Here is a 22,865-nt window from a genome sequence, read left to right as displayed (position 1 = left end):
CTCGCGAGTGGGCGCCCTCATCAGGTTCAGCGATCAGCTGGGCTGCTCCGGCGGCGGAACCTGCCCGGCCCCGAGCGTCGGGCTCGGCACCTCCTTGCGGGCCACCGCCTCAGCTGCGCGCACCGCCTCGGCGACCTCCGGCGTGGTCGAGGTGTCGAACCAGGCCTTGACCGACTCCTCTTCCTCCTCCGGCACCTGGGTCGGCGGCTCCTCCTTCGGCGGCTCGTAGCGGAACACGCCGTCGTCGCCGGGCGCACCGAGCATCCGCGCGAAGCCCTCCAGGGACTTGCCGAACTCGCTGGGCACCACCCACACCTTGTTCGCATCGCCCTGCGCCATCTGCGGCAGCGTCTGCAGGTACTGGTAGGCCAGCAGCTCCGGAGTCGGCTTGCCGCGCTTGACCGCCGCGAAGACCTTCTCGATCGCCTTGGCCTGGCCCTGCGCCTGCAGGTACCGGCTGGCCCGCTCGCCCTGCGCCCGCAGGATGCTCGACTGCCGGTCCGCCTCCGCGGCCAGGATCGCCGCCTGCTTCTGACCCTCGGCCGCCAGGATCGCGGCCTGCTTCTGGCCCTCGGCCGTCTTGATCGACGACTCCCGGGCGCCCTCGGCGTTGAGGATCATCGCGCGCTTCTCCCGGTCGGCGCGCATCTGCTTCTCCATCGAGTCCTGGATGGACGGCGGCGGATCGATCGCCTTGAGCTCCACCCGCGCGACCCGGATGCCCCACCGGCCGGTCTCCTGGTCCAGCACCCCGCGCAGCTGCGTGTTGATCGCATCGCGCGAGGTCAGCGTCTCCTCCAGGCTCATCGCGCCGACCACGTTGCGCAGCGTCGTGGTGGTCAGCTGCTCCACCGCGACGATGTAGTTGGAGATCTCGTAGACCGCCGAACGCGAGTCGGTGACCTGGAAGTACACCACGGTGTCGATCGACACCGTCAGGTTGTCCTGGGTGATCACCGGCTGCGGCGGGAACGACACCACCTGCTCGCGCAGGTCGATCTTGGCCCGCACCCGGTCCAGGAACGGCACCAGGAACGTCAGCCCGGGCTCGGCCACCGACCGGAACTTGCCGAGGCGTTCGATCACGGCCGACTGCGCCTGCGGCACCACCATCACCGACTTCACCGCGATGATCAGCACCAGCAGCACGACGACCACCAGCACGATCAGTCCGCCAAACTCCACCCTCATCTCCTCACAGCTCGGCCGACACCACTGCCGTCGCGCCCGCGATCTCGATCACCGTCACGGTCTGACCCGCCTCGATGACCTGCGTCTCGTCCAACGCCCGCGCCGACCACACCGCACCGTCGATGCGCACCTGCCCACCATGGACATCCACAGTGGATTCCGCCACCGCTCGCTTGCCCACCAGAGCGTCCACATTGGTCTTGAGCTCCAGCGGGTTGCGCAACCGCCGCTTGAGCGCCGGACGCGCGATGAAGATCAACCCCAGCCCCAGGACCGCGAAGACCACCGCGTCCACCGGCAGCGGCGCTCCCAGCGCGGAAGAACCGGCCGCGGCCAGCGCCGCGGCGCCGAGCATGACCAGGACGAACTCACCGGAGAGGACCTCAGCGGCGATCAGCAGCACCCCGGCGATCAACCACAGCAGCGCGGGCGTCATACCTCCATGGTGTCAGACCGCCGAGCACCACGACGCCACATCGCAGCGGCGTGATCAACGTGTGACTTCTGTCCGGTTCACCGCCCCGGCGAATCCGCCGTCACGAAGTCGATCAGCTGCTCGACCGCCGCCAGCAGCGGCGCCTCCACATCGCGGAAGCCCGACACCGCGGCCAGCACCCGCCGCCACCCGTCGGCCGGCTCGCCCCAGCCCAGCTCCGCGCACACGCCCTGCTTCCAGTCGGTACCGCGCGGCACCCGCGGCCACGCCGCGATCCCCACCGCCTGCGGCTTGACCGCCTCCCAGATGTCCACGAACGGGTGACCGGTGATGAGCACGTGCGGATCGTCGATCCCCGCCACCAACCGCGACTCCTTGCTGCCAGTCACCAGGTGGTCGACCAGCACCCCCACCCGGTGCCCCGGGCCAGGCCCGAACTCGGCGAGCAGACCGGGCAGGTCGTCGACACCGTGCAGCGGCTCCACCACCACACCCTCGACCCGCAGGTCGTGCCCCCAGATCCGCTCCACCAGCTCAGCGTCGTGCAAGCCCTCCACCCAGATGCGGCTGCCCCGCGCGGTGCGCGCCCGCAGGCCCTCCACGCGCACCGAACCCGATGCCGACCGCCCGGGCCCGCCCGGCGCAGCGGCGCGCACCGGCACCAGCGTCACCGGCTTGCCCTCGTGCAGGAACGCCGCCGGGCGCAGCGGGAACAACCGCTGCTTGCCGTGCCGGTCCTCCAGCACCACGTTGTTCTTCTCCACCCGCAGCACCGCACCGCAGAACCCGCTGGCCGGGTCCTCCACCACCAGCCCGGGTTCGGCCGGGATCTCGGGCACCTTCTTCCGGCGCGGGCCCGCGAGGACGTCCCTGCCGTAGTCAACCGAACGCACGAGGCCTGACGTTAATCCGATCGAGCGGCCCGCGGGGAGCGGCGCGCCGCGCGGAGCAGATCACACTCCCCCGCCCCCCCGGCGCGCATTCCGCGACCGGGTCCGTACCCTTTCTCGACGTGCCTTGCCCAAGCGCCACGATGGTTGTCTGGACGTCCGCCTGGCTGCACGGTGCAGCCGCCTCGGACGACGTGCTCGACGCCCTGCAGACCTGGGCCGAATCGCAGGAAGTCCGCGCCGCCGACGAAGAGCTGGCCGCGCGACTGGACCTCCCCGGCCCGCACGACACCCCCGCCGGTCCCGCGCTGCTGCTGGCCGCGCTGCGCAAGGCGGGCGCCGCCAACGGCGAACTCGTCCTGCCGGTACCCGGCGACGCCCGCGGACTGGGCGGATCGAACCCGTTCGCCAAGCTGGCCATGCGCATCGGCGAAGCCGCCGTGCTGCCCGAGGCCGGCCTCGGCCTGGTCCCCGAACGCGTCGCCGAAGGCATCCTGCGCTGGACGGTCTTCGGCATCGGCGAGCTGCCCCCGGCCGAGCACCTGCCGATCGGCGAAGCCGAGCACGGCATGGCCTCGGCGATGCGCGAAGCCGCCACCGCGCTCATCGAGCTCGGCGTCGCCAAGCAGCGCCCCGGCGTGCGCGAGGAGATCGCCGCGACCGTCGCCGCCCGCCCGGCCCCCGACTGGCCCGCGGACATCCCCCAGCGCACCCTGCGAATCCTGCAGCGCGCCGCGGAGGTCGAAGCGATCCTGTGGGTGGCCACCGACGACTCCCCCGGCGGCGCCCTGTCGGCCTCGGCGATCCGAGCCCGCACCGACGCGCTGCGCCCGCTGTTCGACGCGGTCCGCGCGGCACGCCGCGCCTCGATCGCCGAAATGGTCCGAGTCCTCTCCGACCGCGCCACCCAGTCCTGACCGAACGACGAGAGCGCCTCCCGCCGGTTCAGCGGAAGGCGCTCTCGTCAGCTCGACGCGAGATCACACCAGGAACGAGAACAGCGGCGAGCCCGGGGACACCTGCTCGATCTGCAGCGGGGACTCCTTCATCCGGCGCAGCAGCCCGTCCAGCTCGTCGGCGCGGTCCAGCTCGATGCCCACCAGCGCCGGACCGGTCTCCCGGTTGTTCTTCTTGACGTACTCGAAGGCCACGATGTCCTGGCCGTCGTCGAGCACGTCGTCCAGGAAGTGCCGCAGCGCACCCGGCTCCTGCGGGAACGTGACCAGGAAGTAGTGCCGCAATCCCTCGTGCACCAGGGAGCGCTCCACGACCTCCCCGTAGCGGCTCAGGTCGTTGTTGCCGCCCGAGATCACGCACACCACCGGCCCCTGCACGGGGCGCTCCAGCGGAAGCCGGGCCGCCGCGCTGGCCAGCGCACCAGCGGGCTCGGCGATGATGCCCTCCGCCTGGTAGAGCTCGATCATCTCGGTGCACACCGCGCCTTCGGGCACCGCCACGATCTCGTCGACCAGCTCGCGCACCACCTGGAAGCCCAGCTCACCGACGCGCCCGACGGCCGCACCATCGACGAAGGTGTCCACTCCGGGCAGCGCCACCGGAGCACCGTGCTCCAGCGCCGCGCGCATGCTGGCGGCCCCGGCGGGCTCGGCCCCCACCACCCGGACCTCCGGGAAGTGCTCCTTGAGCCACAGCACCACGCCCGCCAGCAGCCCACCACCGCCGACCGGCACGATCACCGTGTCCACCGGGCCGTCGTGCTGCTCGGCGATCTCCAGGCCGACGGTGCCCTGCCCGGCGATGGTGCGCGGGTCGTCGAAGGGGTGCACGTAAACGGCACCGGTGCGCTCGCTGTCCTGCCGGGATGCCTCGCTGGCCTCGTCGAAGGAACTGCCGACGATCACCGGCTGCACCCACTCGCCGCCGATCTCGGCGATCCGGCGCCGCTTCTGCCGGGGCGTGTTCGCCGGGAGGTACACGCGGCCCTGGATCTGGAGCTCCCGGCAGGCGAAGGCCACGCCCTGCGCGTGGTTGCCCGCGCTCGCGCACACCACACCGCGCTCGCGCTCCTCGGAGTCCAGCGAGGAGATCAGGTTGTAGGCACCGCGGACCTTGTACGAGCGGCAGACCTGCATGTCCTCGCGCTTGAAGCGCACCGGGACGCCGAGCTCACCGCTCAGCCGGCCGCTGATCTCCAGCGGCGTGCGCCGGACCACCTGCCGCAAGCGGGTACCGGCTCGGAAGATCGCTGCGGGACTCAACTCTTCGGCCACCTAACGATACTAAAGCCGCAGGTCGATCCGAGTGCGCTCGGGTGCTGCCCCACCACGGAGCGCGCACACTGGACCGCGGGTTCCTAGGGGGCGGTCGCGATGGCCAGGACCAGATCCGTCGTGGTGGGCGTCGACGGCTCGCCGCCGTCGGTGCGAGCAGCGCTGTGGGCCGGAGCCGAAGCCGTGCGGACCGGCCTGACGCTGCACCTGCTGCAGGTCGACGGCGCACCGGCGGGTCACACCGTCGACGAGCTGACCGGGAAGTGCCGCCAAGCGATCCCCGAGCTCGTCGTCACCGGTGAGGTCACCGGCGGGCACCCGGCCCAGGAGCTGGCGCGTCGCAGCGCCGATGCGCAGCTCGTGGTCGTCGGATCGCACGGGCACGGTGCGTTCCGGGAAGTGCTGCTCGGATCGACCAGCACGTCCCTGGCCGCGCACGCCCGCTGTCCCGTCGTGGTGGTGCGCGGCGAGCCCCGCACCGCAGGGCCCGTGGTCGTCGGCGTCGACGACTCCCCCGGCAGCCGTGCCGCGCTGCAGCACGCCTTCGACCACGCAGCGCGCCTGCGCACCGAGCTCATCGCGGTGCAGGCCCTGCCGGACGCGCACTTCAGCGCCGACGTCCACCCGGCACCGGACCCGCGCGAGATCCGCACCCGCGCGGACCTGCACCTGGCCGAGCAGCTGGCCGGCTGGTGCGCCGAGTTCCCCGACGTCCCGGTGCACCGCGACGTGGCCAACCAGCACCCGGTCACCGCGCTGTGCCGCGCGGCGGAATCCGCCCAGCTGCTGGTCGTGGGACACCGGGGGCGCGGTGGTTTCGCCGGGCTGCTGCTCGGTTCGGTGGCCCACGGCGTCCTGCACCACGCGCCCTGCCCGGTCGCCGTGGTGCGCACCGCGCGCTGACCGGTCACTCCGGTGGCCGCCGCCAGACCGCCTCGTACCGCTCGGCTGCGTCGGCATCGCGCTGCCTGCGCACCGCGGTGCCGTGGCCGGGCGGGAAGCCGTAGTCGACCAGCCGCGAGTTGACGCTGTCCACCGAGTTGGTCAGCACGATGCGGGCCACGACGAGCAGGCCCAGCAGCAGTGCTCCGGCCGCGATCGGCCACGCCCCGCCGAGCACGCCCAGCGCCACGAACAGCAGCGCCCCCAGCGGCGCGATCTGGATCAGCCCGCGGATGAGCACCCGCAGCACCCAGGTCCGGCAGGTGGCGTCGTGCAGCACCCAATCGCGGTACCGCTCGGGCAGCCTGCCGCCGAACTGGTAGTACAACCACCGCGCAGGACCGGGACGCTTGACGGGCACCCGCCCAGCTTACGTCGCGGCCCACCGCGGCCGGTCGCCCGGGAATCGAACATCCACAGTGGAGCTCCGGAGGCGCGGGCGAGGGCTTCCGCGGGCCTGTTCGGCGTGGCACCATCGCGCGGTCGATCGATCCGACCGGAGGAAGGATCTGCCGCATGTTCAACGTCGATGGAGTCCGGGTGACCGGAGCCGGCACCGAGCTGCCCAGGATGATCCCGGTCGAGCAGCGGTTCGCGGCACCGGCCGTGGCCGACCTGGAGGGCACCATCCGCGCCCAGGTCGCCGAGCACGACCGCACCCACCCGGTCAGCGGCAAGCGCATCGCGGTCACCGCGGGCAGCCGCGGCATCGCCCGGATCGACCGCATCGTGGCCACCCTGGTCGACGCCCTGGCGGGCTGCGGCGCCAAGCCGTTCGTGGTGCCCGCGATGGGCAGCCACGGCGGCGGCACCGCGGAGGGCCAGCTGCAGGTGCTCGCCGAGTACGGCATCACCGAGGAGCGCATCGGTGCGCCGATCATCTCCGCCATGGACACCGTCGTGGTCACCGAGCTGCCCGACGGCACACCGGTGCACTTCGACGCCGAAGCCGCCCGAGCCGACGGGGTCGTCGTGCTCGGCCGGGTCAAACCGCACACCGACTTCCGCGGCACCCACGAGAGCGGCCTGGCCAAGATGATCGCCATCGGGCTGGGCAAGCACCGCGGCGCGACCACCCTGCACAGCCACGGCTTCGGGGCGTTCCACTCGCTCATCCCGGCGGTGGCCGAGGCGGTGCTGCGGGTGGTGCCGATCGAGTTCGGGCTCGCCGTGGTGGAGAACGCCTACGAGGACATCGCCCGGCTCGAACTCGTACCGCCCGGCGAGCTGCTGGAGCGCGAGGCCGAGCTGCTGGTGGAGGCCAAGCGGTTGATGCCGAAGCTGCTGATGTCCGACATCGACGTGCTCGTAGTCGACGAGATCGGCAAGGACATCAGCGGCGCCGGGATGGACCCCAACATCACCGGCCGCTCCCCCGTCAGCACCGACGGATTCCGCGCCGTGCCGATCAAGCGGGTGGTGGTGCTCGGGCTGACCGCGCACACCAACGGCAACGCCTGCGGACTCGGCATGGCCGACGTGACCACCCAGCGCTGCCTGGACCAGATCGAGTTCGGGTCGTTCTACACCAACTCGCTGACCTCCGGCGTGCCCGAAGGCGCCCGCATCCCGATGGCGCTGGCCACCGACCGCGACGCCATCGCGGCCGCGCTGCACATGTCCCGCGGCCCGCACGACCGCCCGGCGAAGGTGGTGCGCATCCGCAACACGCTGTCGATGCCGCACGTCGAGGTCTCCGAGGCGTACGCGCAGGAGGTCGCCGAGCATCCGGACCTGACGGCGGTCGGCGAAGCGCACGACTGGGCCTTCGACACCACCGGCACGCTGCCGCCCCTGGGCTGATCTCGCACTCCCGGCCGGTTTCCGGTTTGCTCGTGATGCTTAATTTCATTCAGCACTGAAGTGATAGACGGAAGCAAAATACGATTGCTCCCGGGCCGCCGCGACGTGGCGGCGGAACTAAAATCGGATGTTCTCCCCAGCGCGAAGGTGAGGGACGCCATGCAGCCTCCCCTGACCACCGAACGACTGATCGTGCGCGACTGGACCGACAGCGACGCCGACGTGCAGGCCGCGCTGGCCCTCTACGGCCGGTCCGAGGTGACCGAGTGGCTCACCCCGGTCATCGCCAGCGTCGCCGACCTCGCCGCGATGCGCGCCGTCGTGCACTCCTGGCTCGAGTCGCAGCCCAACCTGGTGCCGCCGACCGGCAGGTGGGCGATGCAGCGCCGCTCCGACGACGTGGTGGTCGGCGGGCTGGTGCTGCGGATGCTGCCGCCCTACGACCACGACCTGGAGCTGACCTGGCAGCTGCGCCCCGAGGCGTGGGGATCCGGCTACGCCACCGAGGCCGCGACCGCACTGCTGCGCTGGGCGTTCAGCTACGACATCGATGCGGTGTTCGCGCTGGCCCGGCCGGACAACACGCGGGCGATGTCCACCGCGCGGCGCATCGGCATGGAGTGGGTCGGCGAGACGACCAAGTACTACGACACCGCGCTGCAGGTCTACCGCATCCGGCAGGGCGACCTGCCGGACTGATTCCACAGTGGACCACCGCGGCGATCACCCTGCGTCGCGAAAGTCGCCGCTATCGGATGATCCGCCCCGAGGCCCGAAGAGTGCGATCCTGGAACGGGTTTTCGACCCTCGCAGCACCAGCACCCAGCCGGAGGGACCTTGCCGCCCCAGACCAGGACGACGTACCGCCAGCCCGCTCCCCCGCGCCGCCCGGCCCCGCCCCGGCCGAACACCGCAGTGCGCGTGGCGGTGACGATGCTGTCCGTGCTGGTGCTGGTGGTGACCGGTTACGGCTGGAGCAACTACCGGGACCTGCTCAACGGGCTGGCCACCAGCGACGTCACCGACGGCGCCGGTGCCGACGGGGCCATCGACATCCTGCTGGTCGGCATGGACAGCCGGACCGACGCGCACGGCAACCCGCTGCCCGCCGAGGTGCTGCGCGAACTGCACGCGGGCGAGAACGACGCGGCGCTGACCGACACCATCATCCTGCTGCACATCCCCAACGACGGGTCCAGCGCGACCGGGTTCTCCTTCCCGCGCGACTCCTACGTGCACGTGCCCGGCCACGGCAGGCACAAGATCAATTCCGCGTACTCGCGCGGCCGGGAGGCCGCGGTCACCGCGGAGACCAAGCGCGGCGCCACCGACCCGGCCCACCTGGCGCGCACCGGCGGCGACGCCGGGCGCAAGCTGCTGGTGCGCACCGTGGAACAGCTGACCGGGGTGTCCGTCGACCACTACGCCGAGGTCAACCTGCTCGGCTTCGCCCGCATCACCGAGGCGGTCGGCGGTGTTCCGGTGTGCCTGGTGGCGGCGACGAAGGACATCTACTCGGGGGCGAACTTCCGCGCCGGGCCGCAGACCATCTCCGGCCCGGACGCGCTGGCGTTCGTCCGGCAGCGGCACGGGCTGCCGCGCGGCGACCTCGACCGCGTGGTGCGCCAGCAGGCCTTCCTGTCCGGCCTGACGCAGTCGATGCTCTCCGGCGGGGTGCTGGCCAACCCGGCGCGGTTGCGGGACCTGATCGGGTCGGTGCAGGACTCGGTGGTGCTGGACCGCGACTGGGACGTGCTCGCCTTCGCCGAGCGGATGCGCGGGCTGGCCGGCGGCGCCGTCCGGTTCACCACCATCCCGATCGAGGACCCCGAGTACGACACGCCCGAGGACGGCCAGGCGGTCCTGGTCGACGCGCGCGCGGTCCGCGCGGCCGTCAACCGGACCATCGACCCCTCGGCTCCGCCGCCACCGAGCGAGGAGACCGGAGCGGCCACTGTGGACGTGCTCAACGCGACGCGGACCGCGGGCCTGGCGCAGCGGGTGCGCTCGGAGCTGTCCGACCGGGGCGTCGACGTCGGCAAGGTCGGCAACACCGGTTCCCGCGACACCTCCGTCGTCCGGTACGCGCCGGACGCCACCGCCACCGCCGCTCAGGTGGCTTCGCTGCTCGGCGGGCTGCCGACCGAGGAGAGCGGATCCCTGTCGCGCGGCCGCGTTCAGGTGCTCATCGGCAGCGACTACCGCGGCCCGGCCGCACCGGGCTTCGCACCGCCGCGGGCCGTCTCGCTCGACGGCCCGGCCCGGCAGCAGAGCAGCGCACCGGAGCCCGAAACGATCACCGCGGACGGCATCCCCTGCGTCAACTGAGCGCCCGGTTCCGCCGAGTCGCCGCCCGGCCGACGGGTTTTGAGGCTGATCGGTGGTGAGGCAGCCCCCTCGTCCGTCTCACCACCGACCGCCGGTGGCCAACCCCCCGCCGAGGGCTTCGTCCAGACCTCTGCGCCGGTGGTGCGTCGGCGGTCGTCTCGTGAACCGGCGGCTGAAAACTCAACAGCCCCAGCATCGTCGAGAGCCGGGTCTGGAACGGGTCCACCGCTGGTTGAGACTACGCCGAGGTCCAGACCGCCGCGAGCCACCGGCACGCCCGCGGTGGGCGGCCGCGCACGCAGGACCACCGTTCCGGGGCGGCGGTTTTCACCCGATGCGCGGAATCGAGTGGCACTGATCTCAGATGTCCGGATCACAGCTTCCGAACAAGACTCCTCGAAAGTCCGTGCGGTAGCGTTTTCGCATGTCCAACGCACCGATCTCCCCCGCGCACGCCTACGAAGAACTTCTGGCGGGCAACCGGAGGTTCGTCGAGAACAGCCCCCGCCACCCGAACCAGGACGCCGACCACCGCGCTTCGCTGGCGCCGGGACAGCGCCCCTTCGCCGTGCTGTTCGGCTGTTCCGACTCCCGGCTCGCCGCCGAGATCATCTTCGACCAGGGGCTCGGCGACCTGTTCGTGGTGCGCACCGCCGGTCAGGTCACCGGCCCCGAGGTGCTGGGCAGCATCGAGTACGGCGTGAGCGTGCTGGGCGCGCCGCTGGTGGTCGTGCTCGGCCACGACTCCTGCGGCGCGGTGACCGCCGCGCGGCAGACCGTCGTCGAGGGTTCCGCGCCGCCCGGGTTCCTGCGCGACATCGTCGAGCGGGTGACGCCGAGCGTGCTGTCGGCCCGCGCGGACGGCAAGGACGAGGTCGACGAGATCGTGGACGTGCACGTCCAGCGCACCACCGATCTGCTGCTGGAGCGCTCCACCGTGCTGTCCAAGGAGGTCGAGGCGGGCCGCTGCGCGATCGTCGGCCTGTGCTACCACCTCACCGACGGGACGGTCCGCGAGGTCGGCAGCCGCGGACCGGTTTCGCAGGAGGCGTAGCGCGCGGCCCGGAGCACTTCGAGCGGCTGGAACCGGCTGGTCACGTTAGCCTGCGGTGGCACGATCCGGGGTGAAGGGATCCAGCCGCGTGACCGTCCAGCCGCGTCGAGTGCTACTGGTCAGCGCGACCATCGGCGAGGGGCACAATGCGACCGGCCGGGCCGTGGCGGAAGCCGCCGGCCGGGTGTGGCCCGGGTGCGAGGTCGGCTGGCTGGACGCGCTGCGCGCGATGGGTCGCTGGGTTCCCGCCGCGTTCAACTGGATCTACGTCACCAACGTCGAGTCCACGCCGTGGCTGTACGACTTCTTCTACGCGTCACTGTGGCGCTACCGCTGGTTCGCCAACGCCTCCCGCCGGTTCGTCGGGGCGTGGAGCGGGCGGCGGCTGCGCCGGGCGATCGCCGAGGCCAGGCCGGACCTGATCGTCTCGACGTACCCGCTCGGCACCGCCGGTCTGGACTGGCTGCGGCGCCGCGGTGAGCTGGACGTCCCGGTGGCCGCGGTGGTCTCGGACTTCTCCCCGCACCCCTTCTGGGTCTATCCCGAGGCCGACCTGCACTACGTGATGAGCGAGGCGAGCCTGCGGGAGATGCGGCGGGCCGAGCCCGACGCGGTGGGCGCGGTGTGCGTACCGCCGGTGGTGTCGGCGTTCCGGCCCGGTGACCGGGCTGCCGCCCGGCGCGGCTTCGGCCTCCCGGAGTCGGGCTTCACGGTGCTGATCTCCTGCGGCTCGCTCGGGTTCGGCTCGGTGGAGCGCGCGGTGGAGGCCGCGCTGCGTGCCGAGGGCGTGGCGCGGGTCGTGGTGGTCTGCGGCCGCAACGACGCGTTGCGCGAGCGGTTCGCCGCTCACCACGAGGACCGGCTGGTCGCCCTGGGCTGGGTGGAGGACATGCCGGGTCTGGTGACCTGCGCGGACGTCGTGGTGAGCAACGCGGGCGGGGCCACTGCGCTGGAAGCGCTCGCCTGCGGGCGGGCGGTGATCATGTTCGAGCCGATCGCCGGGCACGGGCGGGCCAACGCCGAGCTGATGGCCGAGGCCGGGCTGGCCGAGCTGTGCCCGAGCGCCGCCGATCTGACCGCGACGCTGCGCCGCTGGACCGCGGAACCGGAGGAGCTCGCCCAGCGGGAGCAGCGGGCGTTCAAGCACTGCCAGGTCGCGGACTTCACCGACCAGGTGGCCGCGCTGGCGCAGCTCCCCCGCCACCACGGGCGCCGCGCTCTCCGGCCGCAGGACGCCTTCTTCGTCTACGCCACGACTCCGCTCGTCGCACAGCAGACCGGCGCGGTCCTGCGGTTCGAGGGGCCGCCGCGGAGCACCGCTGAATGGCGCGAGGAGATCAGCGGGCGGATCGAGCGGCACGCCGGCCGGTTGCCGATGCTCACGCGGCGCCTGGTGCTGCGGCGGGCCAGGCGACCGCAGTGGGTCCACGATGCGGCCATCGAGCCCGGCGATCACCTGCGCTGCCGCGAGGTCTGCGGGGAGCGGGCTGCGGCGCGGGTGCGCGAGGAGTTCTTCGGCGCCGCCGTGGCCACCGACCGGCCGCCGTGGGAGCTCCTGCTGCTGCACGAGACAGCTTCCGGCGAGGTGTCGGTGCTGGCGAAGCTGCATCACGCGCTCGGCGACGGTGTGGCGGTGACCAGCACGTTGCTGCGGTTGCTGACCGACGGCCCGCACCCCGTCTCGATGCCCGGCTCAGGGCCGAAGCGGCGTCCGGTTGAGGTCGCGCGAGGGCTGCTGAGCCTGGCGGGCGCGGGCCGGGCACCGGGCAGCGTCTGGGCAGGACGCAGCACGGCGAACCGCTCGTTCGCCGGATTGGAGCTCCCGGCCGCCGAGGTGCGCGCGTGCGCGCGGGAGTTGGGTGTGAGCAGCACAGCGCTGCTGCTCGGAGTGGTCGCCGAAGCGCTGCACCGGTCGCTGCCCGCTCCCGTGCCTGGTCAGCGCTTCCGGGTGATGGTGCCGCGCACCGCGCGAGGTGGTGCGGGTGCCGAGGCGCCTGGGAACCGCACGGCTTCGGTGGCGCTGGACCTGCCCGTCGGTCCGATGCCCGTCGCGCGGCGGCTCAGCGCGGTGTCGGCTGAGCTGGGCAAACCGGACCGCACCGGGCAGCCCGCTGCGTCCAGTGCCGTGCTGGCCGCGCTCGGTGCGCTGCCCGCGCCGCTGCACGCCTGGGTCGTTCGGCGGATCTACCAGCGCCGGTTCTTCGGCGCGGTGGTGTCGGTGCTGCCCGGGCGGCGCCGTCCCGCGCACGTGGGGTCGGCGCGGCTGGCCGGAGTGCTGCCGGTGCTCTCGCTGGCCGACGGGGTGGGCATCGCCGTGGGTGCGATCAGCTGGGCCGACCACGTCGGGTTCGGCGTCACCACGGACACCGGGCTGGCCCCGGACGCCGCAGTGCTGACCGCGCACCTGCGCGACGCCTTCGCCGACCTGCGGGCAGGTGATCGGCGGTGAGCTCCAACGGCACGGTGCTGGTGATCGCCGTTCCCGCGGCGGTCATCGGCGCGGCCAGCTTCGGCCTGGCCAGCGCCATCCAGCACCGCGTCACCAAGCAGGTGCCCAAGGTCCGCACTTTCAGCCCGCGCATGCTGTTCGACCTGGTCCGCAAGCCGATCTGGGTGCTGAGCATCCTCACCGTGATCATCGGGTTGTCGCTGCAGGTGGTGGCGCTGGCCTTCGGGCCGCTGGTGCTGGTGCAACCGCTGCTGGTGACCTCGGTGCTGTTCGGTGCCGCCTTCGCCGCGTGGATGGCGCACCGCAGGATGGACCTGGTGCTGGCGCTGGGCGGGCTGGCCTGCGTCGGCGGGCTCTCGGCGTTCCTGGTGCTGGCGAGGCCTTCCGGGCAGAGCAGCGAGTTCACCGGCGCGTCGATCCTGCCGCTGGCCCTGGCGCTCGGCCTGCTGGTGGTGGTGTCGCTGGCGGCGGCCCGGCTGATCCCCGGTGAGTCCGGGGTGATCGGCATGGCGGTGGCCACCGGCGTGCTCTACGGGGTGACCGCCGGGCTGATCAAGGTGGTGGCCGGGCAGTTCCGCACCGGTGGACCGGCCGAGCCGTTCCAGCACTGGACGCTCTACGCGGTGTGCGTGATCGGGCCGATGGGCTTCCTGCTCAGCCAGCAGACCTTCCAACGCGGCCGGTTGATGTCGCCCGCGCTGGCGGTGATCACCACGGTGGACCCGCTGGTGGCGGCGGCGATCGGGGTGAGCTGGCTGGGCGAGCGCATCGAGTCCTCCCCCGCCATCCTCGCCGGCGAGGTGATCGCGGTGGTGGTCATCGTGGTGGGCATCGTGATCCTGACCCGCCGCGGTGAGCAGCTGCGCCGAGCGCTCGACCGCGCGGACGGCGGTTCGGAGGCGACGTGGGGCTGACGCTGCGCGGACGGACCGCGCTGGTCACGGGCGCGTCATCCGGCATCGGCGCGGCCACCGCGGGCGAACTCGCCGCCAACGGGTGCGAGCTGGTGCTCGTCGGCCGGGACCGGCAGCGGCTCGCCGAGGTGGCCGAACGCTGCGGTGGGCGGGCGCTGGCCGCCGAGCTGACCGACGAGGCCGGACTCGACCTGGTGGTCACCGCGGCACGGCAGGTGGATCTGCTGGTGCACTGCGCGGGTGTCGGCTGGGCAGGCGACCTGGCGTCGATGCCCGCCGAACGGGTGGCGGAGCTGGCGGCGGTGAACCTGACCGCGCCGATGCTGCTGACCAGCGCGGTGCTGCCGGAGCTGCGGCGCAGGCGCGGCCACGTCGTCTTCGTCTCCTCGATCGCGGCTGTCGGCGTGCGCGGCGAGGAGGTCTACGCGGCGACGAAGGCCGGTGTGCGGGCGTTCGCGGAAAGCCTCCGCCTCGACGGCATCGGCGTGACCACGGTCTTCCCCGGTGCCGTGCGCACGCCGTTCTTCGCCGGTCGCCGCTACGACCGGCGCTTCCCGCGGATGCTCACCGCGCAGGAGGTCGCCTCAGCACTGGTCAGGGGCGTCCAGCGCGGCCGGGCGGAGGTGTTCGTGCCAGCCTGGCTCGCGGTTCCGGCCCGGTTGCAGGGCGCGGCGCCGGGCTTGTTCCGCGGCCTGGCCCGCCGGTTGGGCTGAGCACGGGCTTTCTGTTCTCGCGCCTGGTTCTGGTGCTCTTCTGTCTTCGAAGCGGCGAAGCCGCTTAGTGCGCCCTCGCCACCGGCACCGCCGCGCAAACCAACCACTGAAGCCCCGGCTAACCGCGCAGGGCCCGGATCGACTCGCGCAGCGAGCCCATGGTGGCCAGCACCGCGGTCGGCTCGTAGCCGCAGTGCGCCATGCAGTTGGCGCAGCGCGGGTCGTTGCCCCGCCCGTAGCGCGACCAGTCGGTCTCCTCCAGCAGTTCGCGGTAGGTCGCCGCGTAGCCGTCGTTCATCAGGTAGCACGGCCGCTGCCAGCCGTAGAGCGAGTAGGACGGGATGGCCCACGCCGTGCAGCGGAAGTCGACCTCGCCCGCCAGGAAGTCCAGGAACAGCGGCGAGTGGTTGAACCGCCACCGGTTGCGCCTGCCGTCGGCGAAGACCTTGCTGAACAGCTCGCGCGTCTCGGCCACGCCCATGAAGTGCTCCTGGTCGGGCGCCTTGTCGTAGGCGTAGGCCGGCGAGAGCATCATCTGGTCGACCTTCAGGTCGTCGTTGAGGTAGTCGAGCACCTCGATCACCGACTGCGGCGTGTCGGAGGTGAAGAACGTGGAGTTCGTGGTCACCCGGAATCCGCGCGCCTGGACGTCCTTGATGTTGTCCACCGCCTGCGCGAACACGCCCTTCTTGCACACCGAGGCGTCGTGGCGCTCCTCCAGGCCGTCGATGTGCACGGCCCACGCGAAGTACGGCGACGGGCGGAAGCGGTCGATCTTGCGGGGCAGCAGCAGCGCGTTGGTGCACAGGTAGACGAACTTCTTGCGCTTGATCAGCTCCTCGACGATGACCTCGATCTCCGGGTGCATCAGCGGTTCGCCGCCGGCGATGGAGACCACCGGCGCCCCGCACTCCTCCACCGCGGCGATGGCCTGCTCCACCGGCATCCGCTGCTTGAGCACGTTGGCCGGGTGCTGGATCTTGCCGCAGCCCGCGCACTTGAGGTTGCAGGCGAACAGCGGTTCCAGCTCCAGGGTCAGGGCGAACTTCGTGCGGCGGGCCAGCTTCTGCTTGACCAGGTAGGCGCCGACGCGGACGGCCTGGCGCACCGGAATACCCATTCAGGACACCTCCTCGGGTGTGTGGTGGTCCTGCGGCGCCGCGGCGCTGCTGCACCGCGACAGGCAGGAACCGACGGCGTGCAGCCGGGCGAGCGCGGCCAGCGCCCGGCGCGGGGTTCCCCACCGCAGCAGCGGTTCCTCCGCGGTGTCGAGCACGACCCGCACCACCGCGATCTCCCGTGCGGCTCGTGCGAGCACAGCGGACTCCATGTCGACCGCGAGCGCACCGGTGCGGGCCAGCTCGGCCCGCCGCGCGCCGCGCACGAGGTGCCGGGTGGTCAGGATCGGACCGCAGTGCACCGGGAATCCCGCGCGGCGCAGTTCCGCGGCCAGCGCCGGCGCGGCGCGGCAGCGCACCGAGCTCTCCGGTCCGCGGACTTCATCGGCCACGACCACGTCGCCGCTGCGAACGCCCTCGCCGATGCCGCCGCCGAGACCGGCGACGACGAGCAGGTCGAAGTCCTCCTCGGCGAGCGCGGTCGCGCTGCGGGCGCTGCGCCGCGGGCCGAATCCCGTGCGGCGAACGGCTTTGCGGCCGAGCGCGGCTCGCAGCGCTTGAGCTTCCAGGCCCAGCGGTGCGCAGATCAGCAGCCGTGCGCGCATCTCACTGCCCGGCCCGGTGGTACCTGCCGAGGGCGGTCAGCGGGAAGATCACCCGGTACAGGTGGTAGTTGATGTAGAAGTCGCCGGGGAAACCGGTGCCGGTGAACTGCGGCTCGTCCCAGCCGCCGTCCGCGCGCTGCGTGCGGGCCAGGTACTGCACGCCGCGCTGGACCGCGTCGGTCTCGTGCCGTCCCAGGGCCAGCAGCGCGATGAGCGCCCACCCGGTCTGCGAAGCCGTGGAGTCGCCGCGGCCGATCCACTCCGGGTCGTCGTAGGAGCGCATGTCCTCGCCCCAGCCACCGTCGGCGTTCTGGTGCTTCTCCAGCCACTTCGCCGCGCGCCGCAGAACCCGGTGCTCGGGCTTGAAGCCGGCGCGGACCAGCGCCGGGACCACCGCGCCGGTGCCGTAGACGTGGTTGGCGCCCCAGCGGCCGAACCAGGAGCCGTCCTTCTCCTGGTTGCGCAGCAGCCACTTCACGCCGCGCTGGACCACCTCGTCGTCGTGGCCCAGCGTCGCCAGCGCCTCCACGACGTGCGCCGTGACGTCGGCCGACGGCGGGTCGATCACTTCACCGAAGTCGCAGAACGGCAGTTTGCGGACGAGCTGCCGGGTGTTGTCGGCGTCGAAGGCGCCCCACCCGCCGTCGGCGGACTGCATGCCGCGCAGCCAGCGCACGCCGCGCTCGATCGCGCCCCGCACCGCGACCTGGTCCGGGTGGTCCATGCGGTTGAGCGCCAGCAGCACCTCGGCGGTGTCGTCGATGTCCGGGTAGCCGTCGTTGTCGAACTCGAACGCCCAGCCGCCGCCCGCGGGCAGGTCCGGGCGGCGGACCGACCAGTCGCCCTTGACCCGGATCTCCTCGGCCAGCAGGTAGTCCGTCGCCCGGCGCAGCGCCGGGTGCGCGCTGGGCACACCGGCGTCGTGCAGCGCCTGCATGCCGAGCACCGTGTCCCACACCGGGGACTGGCAGGCCTCCAGCCGCCGCACCACGCCGTCGGAGGTCTGCTCGCGGATCAGGAACCGCTCCAGACCGGCCAGGCCCTGCCGCAGCACCGGGTGGTCCATCGGATAGCCGAGCAGGTGCAGCGCCAGCAGCGAGTAGACCCACGGCGGCTGGATGCCGCCCCAGGACCCGTCGGCCTCCTGGCGCGCCACGATCCACTCCGCCGCGCGGTGCATCGCGTGCTTGCGCAACGTCCGCAGCGGGCGCTTCTGGTACCGGTGCAGGGCTCGGTCGAGCAGGGTGAACCCGTAGTTCCACGACCACTCGGCGCGAGCGGGCCCGGCGCGGCGGCCGGTGCGCAGCTCCCGGACCGTGATGCCCAGGTCCCGGCTCGGGCGCAGCGTGCACACCACCGTCAGCGGCACCACGGTCTGGCGCGCCCAGCACGCCCAGTCCGCCACGTTCAGCGGGAACCAGCTGGGCAGCAGCACGACCTCGGGCGGCATCGCGGGCAGCTCGTCCCAGGACCACTCGCCGAACAGCGCCAGCCAGATCCGGGTGAACACCCGGGTGGCCTCCAGCCCGCCCTGCTCCAGGATCCAGTCGCGCGCGGCGGTCATGTGCCCGGCGTCGACGTCGTCACCGGCCAGCTTGAGCGCGGTGTAGGCCTCCGCGGTGGTGGACAGGTCGCCCGGCCCGCCGTGGAAGTTGGCCCAGGTGCCGTCGGAGCGCTGCTGGGAGCGGATCCAGCGGGCCGCCTGCTCGGTCTCCACCGCGGTGCGGATGCCGAGGAACTGCCGCAGCAGCAGGTCCTCGACGTCCATGGTCACGTTGGTCTCCAGCTCGCCCTTCCACCAGCCGTCCGGGTGCTGCCGGGACAGCAGGTGGTCGCGGGCGGCGACCAGCGCGGTCCGCGGGTCGGGGACCACCAGCGCGCGGGTGGCCTGCTTCTGCAGCTGATCGGTCAAAGCTTCCTCCGTACGATGAACGTGGCGAGTTCGGTCAGGGCGTCGGTGACGTCCTGCGGGCCGCGCGGCAGGTGGTCGGCCGCGGCCGTCAGCCGGCGCTGGCACTCCCGGCGGGTCCAGTCCGCCGATCCGGCGCGGTGCACCATCTCGGCGGCTTCGCGCAGCTGCTGCTCGGTGAGCGGTTCCGGCCGCGCGTAGAGCTCGCGCAGCCGCTCGCCCGCAGTGGTGCCCGAGTTGAGCGCGTGCACCACGGGCACGGTCTTCTTGCGGGCGCGCAGGTCCGACAGCACCGGTTTGCCGGTGACCTCGGGATCGCCCCACAGCCCCAGCAGGTCGTCCACCAGCTGGAAGGCCATCCCGAGCTCGGTGCCGAAGGTGTGCAGGCCGAACACCACGTCCTGCGGCGCCCCGGCGATGAGCGCGCCGATCGAGGCGGCGCAGGCCAGCAGCGCGGCGGTCTTGTCGTGGGCCATGCGCAGGCACTCGTCGAGGGTCACGTCGTGGCGGTGCTCGAAGTCCAGGTCCGCGGCCTGCCCGGCGATCAGCACGCGGGTGGTGACCGACAGCGAGCGGGCCGCGGCCGCGGCGTGCGGTGAGGTCGAGCCCAGCAGCACCTCGGTGGCCAGCGACAGCAGCGCGTCGCCGGCCAGCAGCGCGGCGGGCCGGCCGAAGACCGTCCAGGCGGTTGCCCGGTGCCGGCGCGAGGTGTCGCCGTCCATCACGTCGTCGTGCAGCAGCGAGAAGTTGTGCACCAGCTCGACGGCCGCAGCGGCGGCGACGGCCTGGTCGGGTGCTCCCGGCGGGCGGGCGGACTGCGCCGACAGCAGCACCATCGCCGGTCGCAGCGCTTTGCCGCCACCGCCTTCCGGGGAACCGTCGGCGCCGCGCCAGCCGAAGTGGTATTCGCACACGCGGCGGGTGTCCGGGTCGAGCTGGGCGACCGCGCGGCGCAGCACCGGGTCGACGGATTCCCGCGCGGTGAGCAGTGCCGGTGGCAGGACGGTCGTCATGCGGTCACCTCCACACCGTGGTGCCGACGCTGGTCGGCGGTCACCACCTGGGCGGCCCGCGCACCGCTGCGCACCGCGCCTTCGGTGGTGTCGGGCCAGCCGGTGCCCGTCCAGGCACCGGCCAGCACCAGGCCCGGCACCGGGGTGCGCGCGTCCGGGCGGATCGCCGCGGTGCCGGGTGCCTGCCGGAAGGTGGCGCTGGGTTCGCGGGTGACGAAGAAGTCGAGCAGCCGTGCTCGCCGGGCGGCCGGAAACAGCTGTTGCAGGGCCGGGACGAACAGCGCGCGCAGGTCCTCGGTGCGCAGGTCGACGTACTCATCGGCAGCCGACAGGGAGATCGCCAGGTACTGGCCGTGCGGTGCGCCGGAGATCGCGCTGCGGTCGAAGACCCACTGCACCGGCGAATCCAGGACGGCGGCCATCGGGAGCCCGGTGATCTGCCGGTCGTAGTGCAGGTGGACGTTGACGATCGGGGCGGCCGAGAGCTGGGCCCACCGCTCGGCGCCGGGCACCGGCAGGTCCGCGAGCAGCCCGGCGGCCGCCTGGTGCGGTACCGCCAGGACCACCGCGTCCGCGGAGAACTCGCGGCTGTTGGCGCCTTCCTTGGCGAACACGTGAAAACCCGCTCCAGCACGCCGGATCGCCCGTGCCCGGCAGCGCACCCGGACTTCGGCGCCGGCCGCGAGCAGGGCCCGCTGGGCGCTGTCGCCGTGCAGCTGCGCCAGCGGGATTCGCGGGATCCCGATGTCGGCGCTGTCGCTGCGATCGAGCACGCCGGTACGGAAGACCTTGGCGGCCAACAACATCGATGCCTCGTCGGGAACCGCGTTGAGCGCCGCCACCCCGAGCAGGCCCCACAGCGCCGTCACCGCGCGCGGTGATTCTCCGTGCTGGCGCAGCCATTCGCCGAGGCTGACCTCGTCGAGTGCGGGATCGTCCGGGTCGAGCTTCCTGAGCGCCAGCGACGTCCGCGCCACCCGTGCGCGCTCGGTCGCGGTCAGCTGCCGGTATGCGAGCAGTGCGGGCAGCAGGTGTCCCGGCGCCGGGAGGTTCCAGCGGTGCAGCAGCGATGCGCGGCCTGCCGGGCTGAGCACCGGGACCTGGAACCGGCGCTGGATGCTGATCGCGTCCTGCGCGCCGAGCCGCCGCAGCAGGTCGAGGTAGGCGGTGTAGCAGCGCAGGAAGACGTGCTGGCCGGTGTCGACGACCAGGTCACCGCGCTGGAACGAGTAGGTGGCGCCGCCGAGCCGCGACCGGGTCTCCAGCAGTTCTACCGCAAAACCCGCTTCGGTTAGGTCCAGCGCGGCGGTCACCCCGGCCAGGCCACCGCCGATCACCACCACGCGCCCGCGGCTCACGGCGCCATCCCCGCCAGCGATCGGGCCGCGACGCCCGCCTTGCGCCAGCCCGACAGCGAGGTCCGATTGCTCAGGGCGGCGCCCGGGTCGGCGGCGATGCGGGCGAGCAGCTCGTGGTAGATCCCGGCCATCGACGCGCAGCACGCACGGCTGCGCCGGTCGAGCATGGGCAGCAGGCGCAGCCCGTCGTCGTACCACTGCTCGGCACGCGCGGCCTGGAAGCGGATCAGCGATGCCCACCGCTGCTCGTCCTCGGTCAGCCCGTCGCCCGGTTCCAGCCGGATTCCGAAGCGCACCAGGTCCTCGTCCGGCAGGTAGACGCGCCCGTCGAGGTGGTCCTCGCGGACGTCGCGCAGGATGTTGGTCAGCTGCAGGGCGACGCCGAGAGCGTCGGCGCGGCGTTCGCCGGTGACGTGGTCGAGGACGCCGAACACGCTCAGCGACAGGCGCCCGATCGAGCCTGCCACGCACCGGCAGTAGTGCACCAGTTCGTCGAACGTCCGGTAGCGCGCACCGCGCACATCGGCCTCGCAGCCGTCGATGAGTTCGTCGAAGGGCCCGAGCGGCACCTGGAGGCGTTCGGCCGCGTCGGCGAGCGCGACCAGCACCGGATCCACTGAATCGGTGCTGGTCGCGTGGACGTCCTCGCGCGCCAGCGCGAGCAGCCGCAGCTTCTCGTCGCTGGGCAGCTGGCCGTCGCCGATGTCGTCGACGCGGCGGGCGAAGGCGTAGACCGCCGACAGCGCCCGCCGCTTCGGGCCGGGCAGCAGGCGGATCCCGTAGGAGAAGTTCCGCGCCTGCTCCCGCGTGATCCGCTCGCACTCCAGATAGGCGTCATGGACTCGCGTCGATCCGGTCACCGCGCCCCTCCCAACACGTACAACCGCCCCCATTCGACGAACGTGCGCGCCCGGCTCGGCCGGACGTCGCACCCCAGCGGGTCGTGGTCGGCCCCGGCGAAGGCCGCCGCGGTCGCCCGGCCACCGGCCAGGTACCCGGCGACCGCGACGCGGGCCGTGCCGGACAGGCAGCCGACCAGGGGCGCACCGTCATCGAGCATCCGCCGCGCGCGGTCCACCTCGAACTTGATCAGGCCGCGCAGCCGGGTCGGGGCGCGCACCGCGACCAGGTCCGGTTCCTGGCAGCCGAACCGCCGCAGGTCGTCGGTCGGCAGGTACACCCGGTCCTGGCGGTAGTCCTCGGCGATGTCCTGGCAGTGCTCCAGGATCTGCAGCGCGCTGCAGATCCGGTCGGACAGCGCCACCAGCGGCGGCTCGGCCCGGCCGAAGACGTGCAGCACCGCTTCGCCGACCGGGTTGGCCGACAACGCGCAGTAGTCGAGCAGGTCGTCGAAGGTCCGGTAGCGGCGCACCTGCTGGTCCTGGCGGTTGGCCTCGATCAACTTGACCAGCACGTCGTGCGGGATGGCACACTCGGCAACCGTGGTGGTCAGGGCGCGCAGGATCGGGATGCGGGCCGCGTCCTGGTAGGCGCGGCGGAGATCGACCTCCAGGAAGTCCAGCAGCGCGTCGCGGTTGCCCGGCGCCTCGTCCCCGGCGAAGTCGACGAGCCGGAAGAACCCGTAGAGCGCGTGCAGGTGCCGTCGCAGGCCGTGCGGCAGGATCCGGGACGCGACCGGGAAGTTCTCCGAGCGCATCCGCGCGAGCACCGCCGCACTGCGCGGAAAATCACCCGAACGTGCGACGCTGTTCGGGTGGCCGGATTCCTCCCCGGACATCGTGCCGTCAGGCAACGACAGGACCATCGACTCTCCTCCTATCCCCTGGTCAGGAGGCGCAACCGGAATCGTATGAGCAGCGCAGCGGCAGCGCAGTGCGAGCCGCCCAGCGCCGTTTTCCCTGCGTCGAGCCCGTGTTCGAACTCGAACCCCTACTCGTAGATCCACATTGG

Annotated in this window: 21 protein-coding genes; 9 read left to right on the top strand and 12 right to left on the bottom strand. The window is 72.5% G+C overall.

The window, feature by feature from the left end; translation table 11 throughout:
* Positions 1-33: 33 nt before the first annotated feature.
* From C4T78_RS05700 to C4T78_RS05690, 3 genes are all read right to left on the bottom strand, one after another.
* Positions 34-1,113 (bottom strand): SPFH domain-containing protein, encoded by a 1,080-nt coding sequence (locus C4T78_RS05700; RefSeq protein WP_374703865.1) that lies wholly within the window; start codon positions 1,111-1,113, stop codon positions 34-36.
* Positions 1,114-1,195: 82 nt separating this feature from the next.
* On the bottom strand, positions 1,196-1,627 hold the full coding sequence (locus tag C4T78_RS05695) for an NfeD family protein (protein ID WP_093353217.1): 432 nt from the start codon (positions 1,625-1,627) through the stop codon (positions 1,196-1,198).
* A gap of 77 nt (positions 1,628-1,704) precedes the next feature.
* Positions 1,705-2,520 (bottom strand): DUF3097 domain-containing protein, encoded by an 816-nt coding sequence (locus C4T78_RS05690; RefSeq protein WP_093353215.1) that lies wholly within the window; start codon positions 2,518-2,520, stop codon positions 1,705-1,707.
* Positions 2,521-2,660: 140 nt separating this feature from the next.
* On the opposite strand from C4T78_RS05690, the gene C4T78_RS05685 reads away from it, so the two are divergent.
* Complete coding sequence (locus tag C4T78_RS05685) at positions 2,661-3,434, top strand: Rv1486c family protein (protein ID WP_177247634.1); 774 nt, start codon at positions 2,661-2,663, stop codon at positions 3,432-3,434.
* A gap of 63 nt (positions 3,435-3,497) precedes the next feature.
* Here C4T78_RS05685 and ilvA read toward each other — a convergent pair whose 3' ends face one another.
* On the bottom strand, positions 3,498-4,748 hold the full coding sequence (ilvA, locus tag C4T78_RS05680; RefSeq protein ID WP_093353210.1) for a threonine ammonia-lyase IlvA: 1,251 nt from the start codon (positions 4,746-4,748) through the stop codon (positions 3,498-3,500).
* A 99-nt stretch (positions 4,749-4,847) separates the two neighbouring features.
* Between ilvA and C4T78_RS05675 the strand changes: the two genes are divergently transcribed.
* Positions 4,848-5,651, top strand: a complete 804-nt coding sequence (locus C4T78_RS05675; protein ID WP_093353207.1) for a universal stress protein — start codon at positions 4,848-4,850, stop codon at positions 5,649-5,651.
* Between the two features lie 4 nt (positions 5,652-5,655).
* Here the strand turns inward: C4T78_RS05675 and C4T78_RS05670 are convergent, their stop codons facing one another.
* Complete coding sequence (locus tag C4T78_RS05670; RefSeq protein ID WP_093353205.1) at positions 5,656-6,051, bottom strand: DUF5313 family protein; 396 nt, start codon at positions 6,049-6,051, stop codon at positions 5,656-5,658.
* A gap of 155 nt (positions 6,052-6,206) precedes the next feature.
* Between C4T78_RS05670 and C4T78_RS05665 the strand changes: the two genes are divergently transcribed.
* The 7 genes from C4T78_RS05665 (at position 6,207) to C4T78_RS05635 (ending at position 14,951) form a co-directional block, all read left to right on the top strand.
* Complete coding sequence (locus C4T78_RS05665) at positions 6,207-7,493, top strand: nickel pincer cofactor-dependent isomerase, group 22 (protein ID WP_093353203.1); 1,287 nt, start codon at positions 6,207-6,209, stop codon at positions 7,491-7,493.
* A gap of 159 nt (positions 7,494-7,652) precedes the next feature.
* On the top strand, positions 7,653-8,192 hold the full coding sequence (locus tag C4T78_RS05660) for a GNAT family N-acetyltransferase (RefSeq protein ID WP_093353200.1): 540 nt from the start codon (positions 7,653-7,655) through the stop codon (positions 8,190-8,192).
* A gap of 222 nt (positions 8,193-8,414) precedes the next feature.
* Entirely contained in the window at positions 8,415-9,821 is a 1,407-nt protein-coding gene (locus tag C4T78_RS05655; protein WP_235863563.1) for an LCP family protein, read from the top strand.
* Between the two features lie 424 nt (positions 9,822-10,245).
* Positions 10,246-10,875, top strand: a complete 630-nt coding sequence (locus C4T78_RS05650) for a carbonic anhydrase (RefSeq protein ID WP_093353198.1) — start codon at positions 10,246-10,248, stop codon at positions 10,873-10,875.
* 88 nt (positions 10,876-10,963) lie between these two features.
* Positions 10,964-13,324, top strand: a complete 2,361-nt coding sequence (locus C4T78_RS05645; RefSeq protein ID WP_093353195.1) for a wax ester/triacylglycerol synthase domain-containing protein — start codon at positions 10,964-10,966, stop codon at positions 13,322-13,324.
* On the top strand, positions 13,321-14,238 hold the full coding sequence (locus C4T78_RS05640) for a DMT family transporter (protein ID WP_093353193.1): 918 nt from the start codon (positions 13,321-13,323) through the stop codon (positions 14,236-14,238). Before C4T78_RS05645 ends, C4T78_RS05640 begins: the two co-directional genes overlap by 4 nt.
* Entirely contained in the window at positions 14,235-14,951 is a 717-nt protein-coding gene (locus tag C4T78_RS05635; RefSeq protein WP_093353765.1) for an SDR family NAD(P)-dependent oxidoreductase, read from the top strand. Before C4T78_RS05640 ends, C4T78_RS05635 begins: the two co-directional genes overlap by 4 nt.
* Before the next feature lie 118 nt (positions 14,952-15,069).
* Here the strand turns inward: C4T78_RS05635 and hpnH are convergent, their stop codons facing one another.
* The 7 genes from hpnH to hpnC are packed head-to-tail and all read right to left on the bottom strand — an operon-like array spanning position 15,070 to position 22,719.
* Positions 15,070-16,071, bottom strand: coding sequence for an adenosyl-hopene transferase HpnH (hpnH, locus tag C4T78_RS05630; RefSeq protein ID WP_093353190.1), 1,002 nt, complete (start codon positions 16,069-16,071; stop codon positions 15,070-15,072).
* Positions 16,072-16,674, bottom strand: a complete 603-nt coding sequence (locus C4T78_RS05625) for a phosphorylase family protein (protein ID WP_093353188.1) — start codon at positions 16,672-16,674, stop codon at positions 16,072-16,074.
* A 1-nt stretch (position 16,675) separates the two neighbouring features.
* A complete protein-coding gene (gene shc, locus C4T78_RS05620; RefSeq protein ID WP_374703859.1) occupies positions 16,676-18,586 on the bottom strand; it encodes a squalene--hopene cyclase in 1,911 nt (636 codons plus the stop codon).
* Positions 18,583-19,596 (bottom strand): polyprenyl synthetase family protein, encoded by a 1,014-nt coding sequence (locus C4T78_RS05615; RefSeq protein ID WP_093353185.1) that lies wholly within the window; start codon positions 19,594-19,596, stop codon positions 18,583-18,585. Before C4T78_RS05615 ends, shc begins: the two co-directional genes overlap by 4 nt.
* The gene (gene hpnE, locus C4T78_RS05610; RefSeq protein WP_235863562.1) at positions 19,593-20,954 is read right to left on the bottom strand and encodes a hydroxysqualene dehydroxylase HpnE; all 1,362 of its coding nucleotides are present in this window, start codon (positions 20,952-20,954) and stop codon (positions 19,593-19,595) included. Before hpnE ends, C4T78_RS05615 begins: the two co-directional genes overlap by 4 nt.
* Positions 20,951-21,847 carry a presqualene diphosphate synthase HpnD gene (hpnD, locus tag C4T78_RS05605; protein ID WP_093353183.1) on the bottom strand — a complete coding sequence of 299 codons (897 nt, stop codon included), beginning with the start codon at positions 21,845-21,847 and terminating at the stop codon, positions 20,951-20,953. The genes hpnE and hpnD overlap by 4 nt, the downstream gene beginning before the upstream one ends.
* Positions 21,811-22,719, bottom strand: coding sequence for a squalene synthase HpnC (hpnC, locus tag C4T78_RS05600; protein WP_093353181.1), 909 nt, complete (start codon positions 22,717-22,719; stop codon positions 21,811-21,813). Before hpnC ends, hpnD begins: the two co-directional genes overlap by 37 nt.
* Positions 22,720-22,865: the final 146 nt, after the last annotated feature.

Source organism: Saccharopolyspora kobensis (genome assembly GCF_900108315.1).
In the GTDB taxonomy this organism is placed as follows: Bacteria; Actinomycetota; Actinomycetes; order Mycobacteriales; family Pseudonocardiaceae; genus Saccharopolyspora; species Saccharopolyspora kobensis.
Note: the sequence above shows the minus strand (reverse complement) of the source record. Positions and strands in the feature narration are given on the sequence as shown.

Coding starts and splice junctions, on each gene's coding strand:
- C4T78_RS05700 (WP_374703865.1), bottom strand. CDS start 1,113: ATGGTGGTGCCGCAGGCGCAGTCGGCCGTGATCGAACGCCTCGGCAAG.
- C4T78_RS05695 (WP_093353217.1), bottom strand. CDS start 1,627: ATGACGCCCGCGCTGCTGTGGTTGATCGCCGGGGTGCTGCTGATCGCC.
- C4T78_RS05685 (WP_177247634.1), top strand. CDS start 2,661: ATGGTTGTCTGGACGTCCGCCTGGCTGCACGGTGCAGCCGCCTCGGAC.
- C4T78_RS05675 (WP_093353207.1), top strand. CDS start 4,848: ATGGCCAGGACCAGATCCGTCGTGGTGGGCGTCGACGGCTCGCCGCCG.
- C4T78_RS05665 (WP_093353203.1), top strand. CDS start 6,207: ATGTTCAACGTCGATGGAGTCCGGGTGACCGGAGCCGGCACCGAGCTG.
- C4T78_RS05660 (WP_093353200.1), top strand. CDS start 7,653: ATGCAGCCTCCCCTGACCACCGAACGACTGATCGTGCGCGACTGGACC.
- C4T78_RS05650 (WP_093353198.1), top strand. CDS start 10,246: ATGTCCAACGCACCGATCTCCCCCGCGCACGCCTACGAAGAACTTCTG.
- hpnH (WP_093353190.1), bottom strand. CDS start 16,071: ATGGGTATTCCGGTGCGCCAGGCCGTCCGCGTCGGCGCCTACCTGGTC.
- C4T78_RS05625 (WP_093353188.1), bottom strand. CDS start 16,674: ATGCGCGCACGGCTGCTGATCTGCGCACCGCTGGGCCTGGAAGCTCAA.
- C4T78_RS05615 (WP_093353185.1), bottom strand. CDS start 19,596: ATGACGACCGTCCTGCCACCGGCACTGCTCACCGCGCGGGAATCCGTC.
- hpnD (WP_093353183.1), bottom strand. CDS start 21,847: ATGGGGGCGGTTGTACGTGTTGGGAGGGGCGCGGTGACCGGATCGACG.
- hpnC (WP_093353181.1), bottom strand. CDS start 22,719: ATGGTCCTGTCGTTGCCTGACGGCACGATGTCCGGGGAGGAATCCGGC.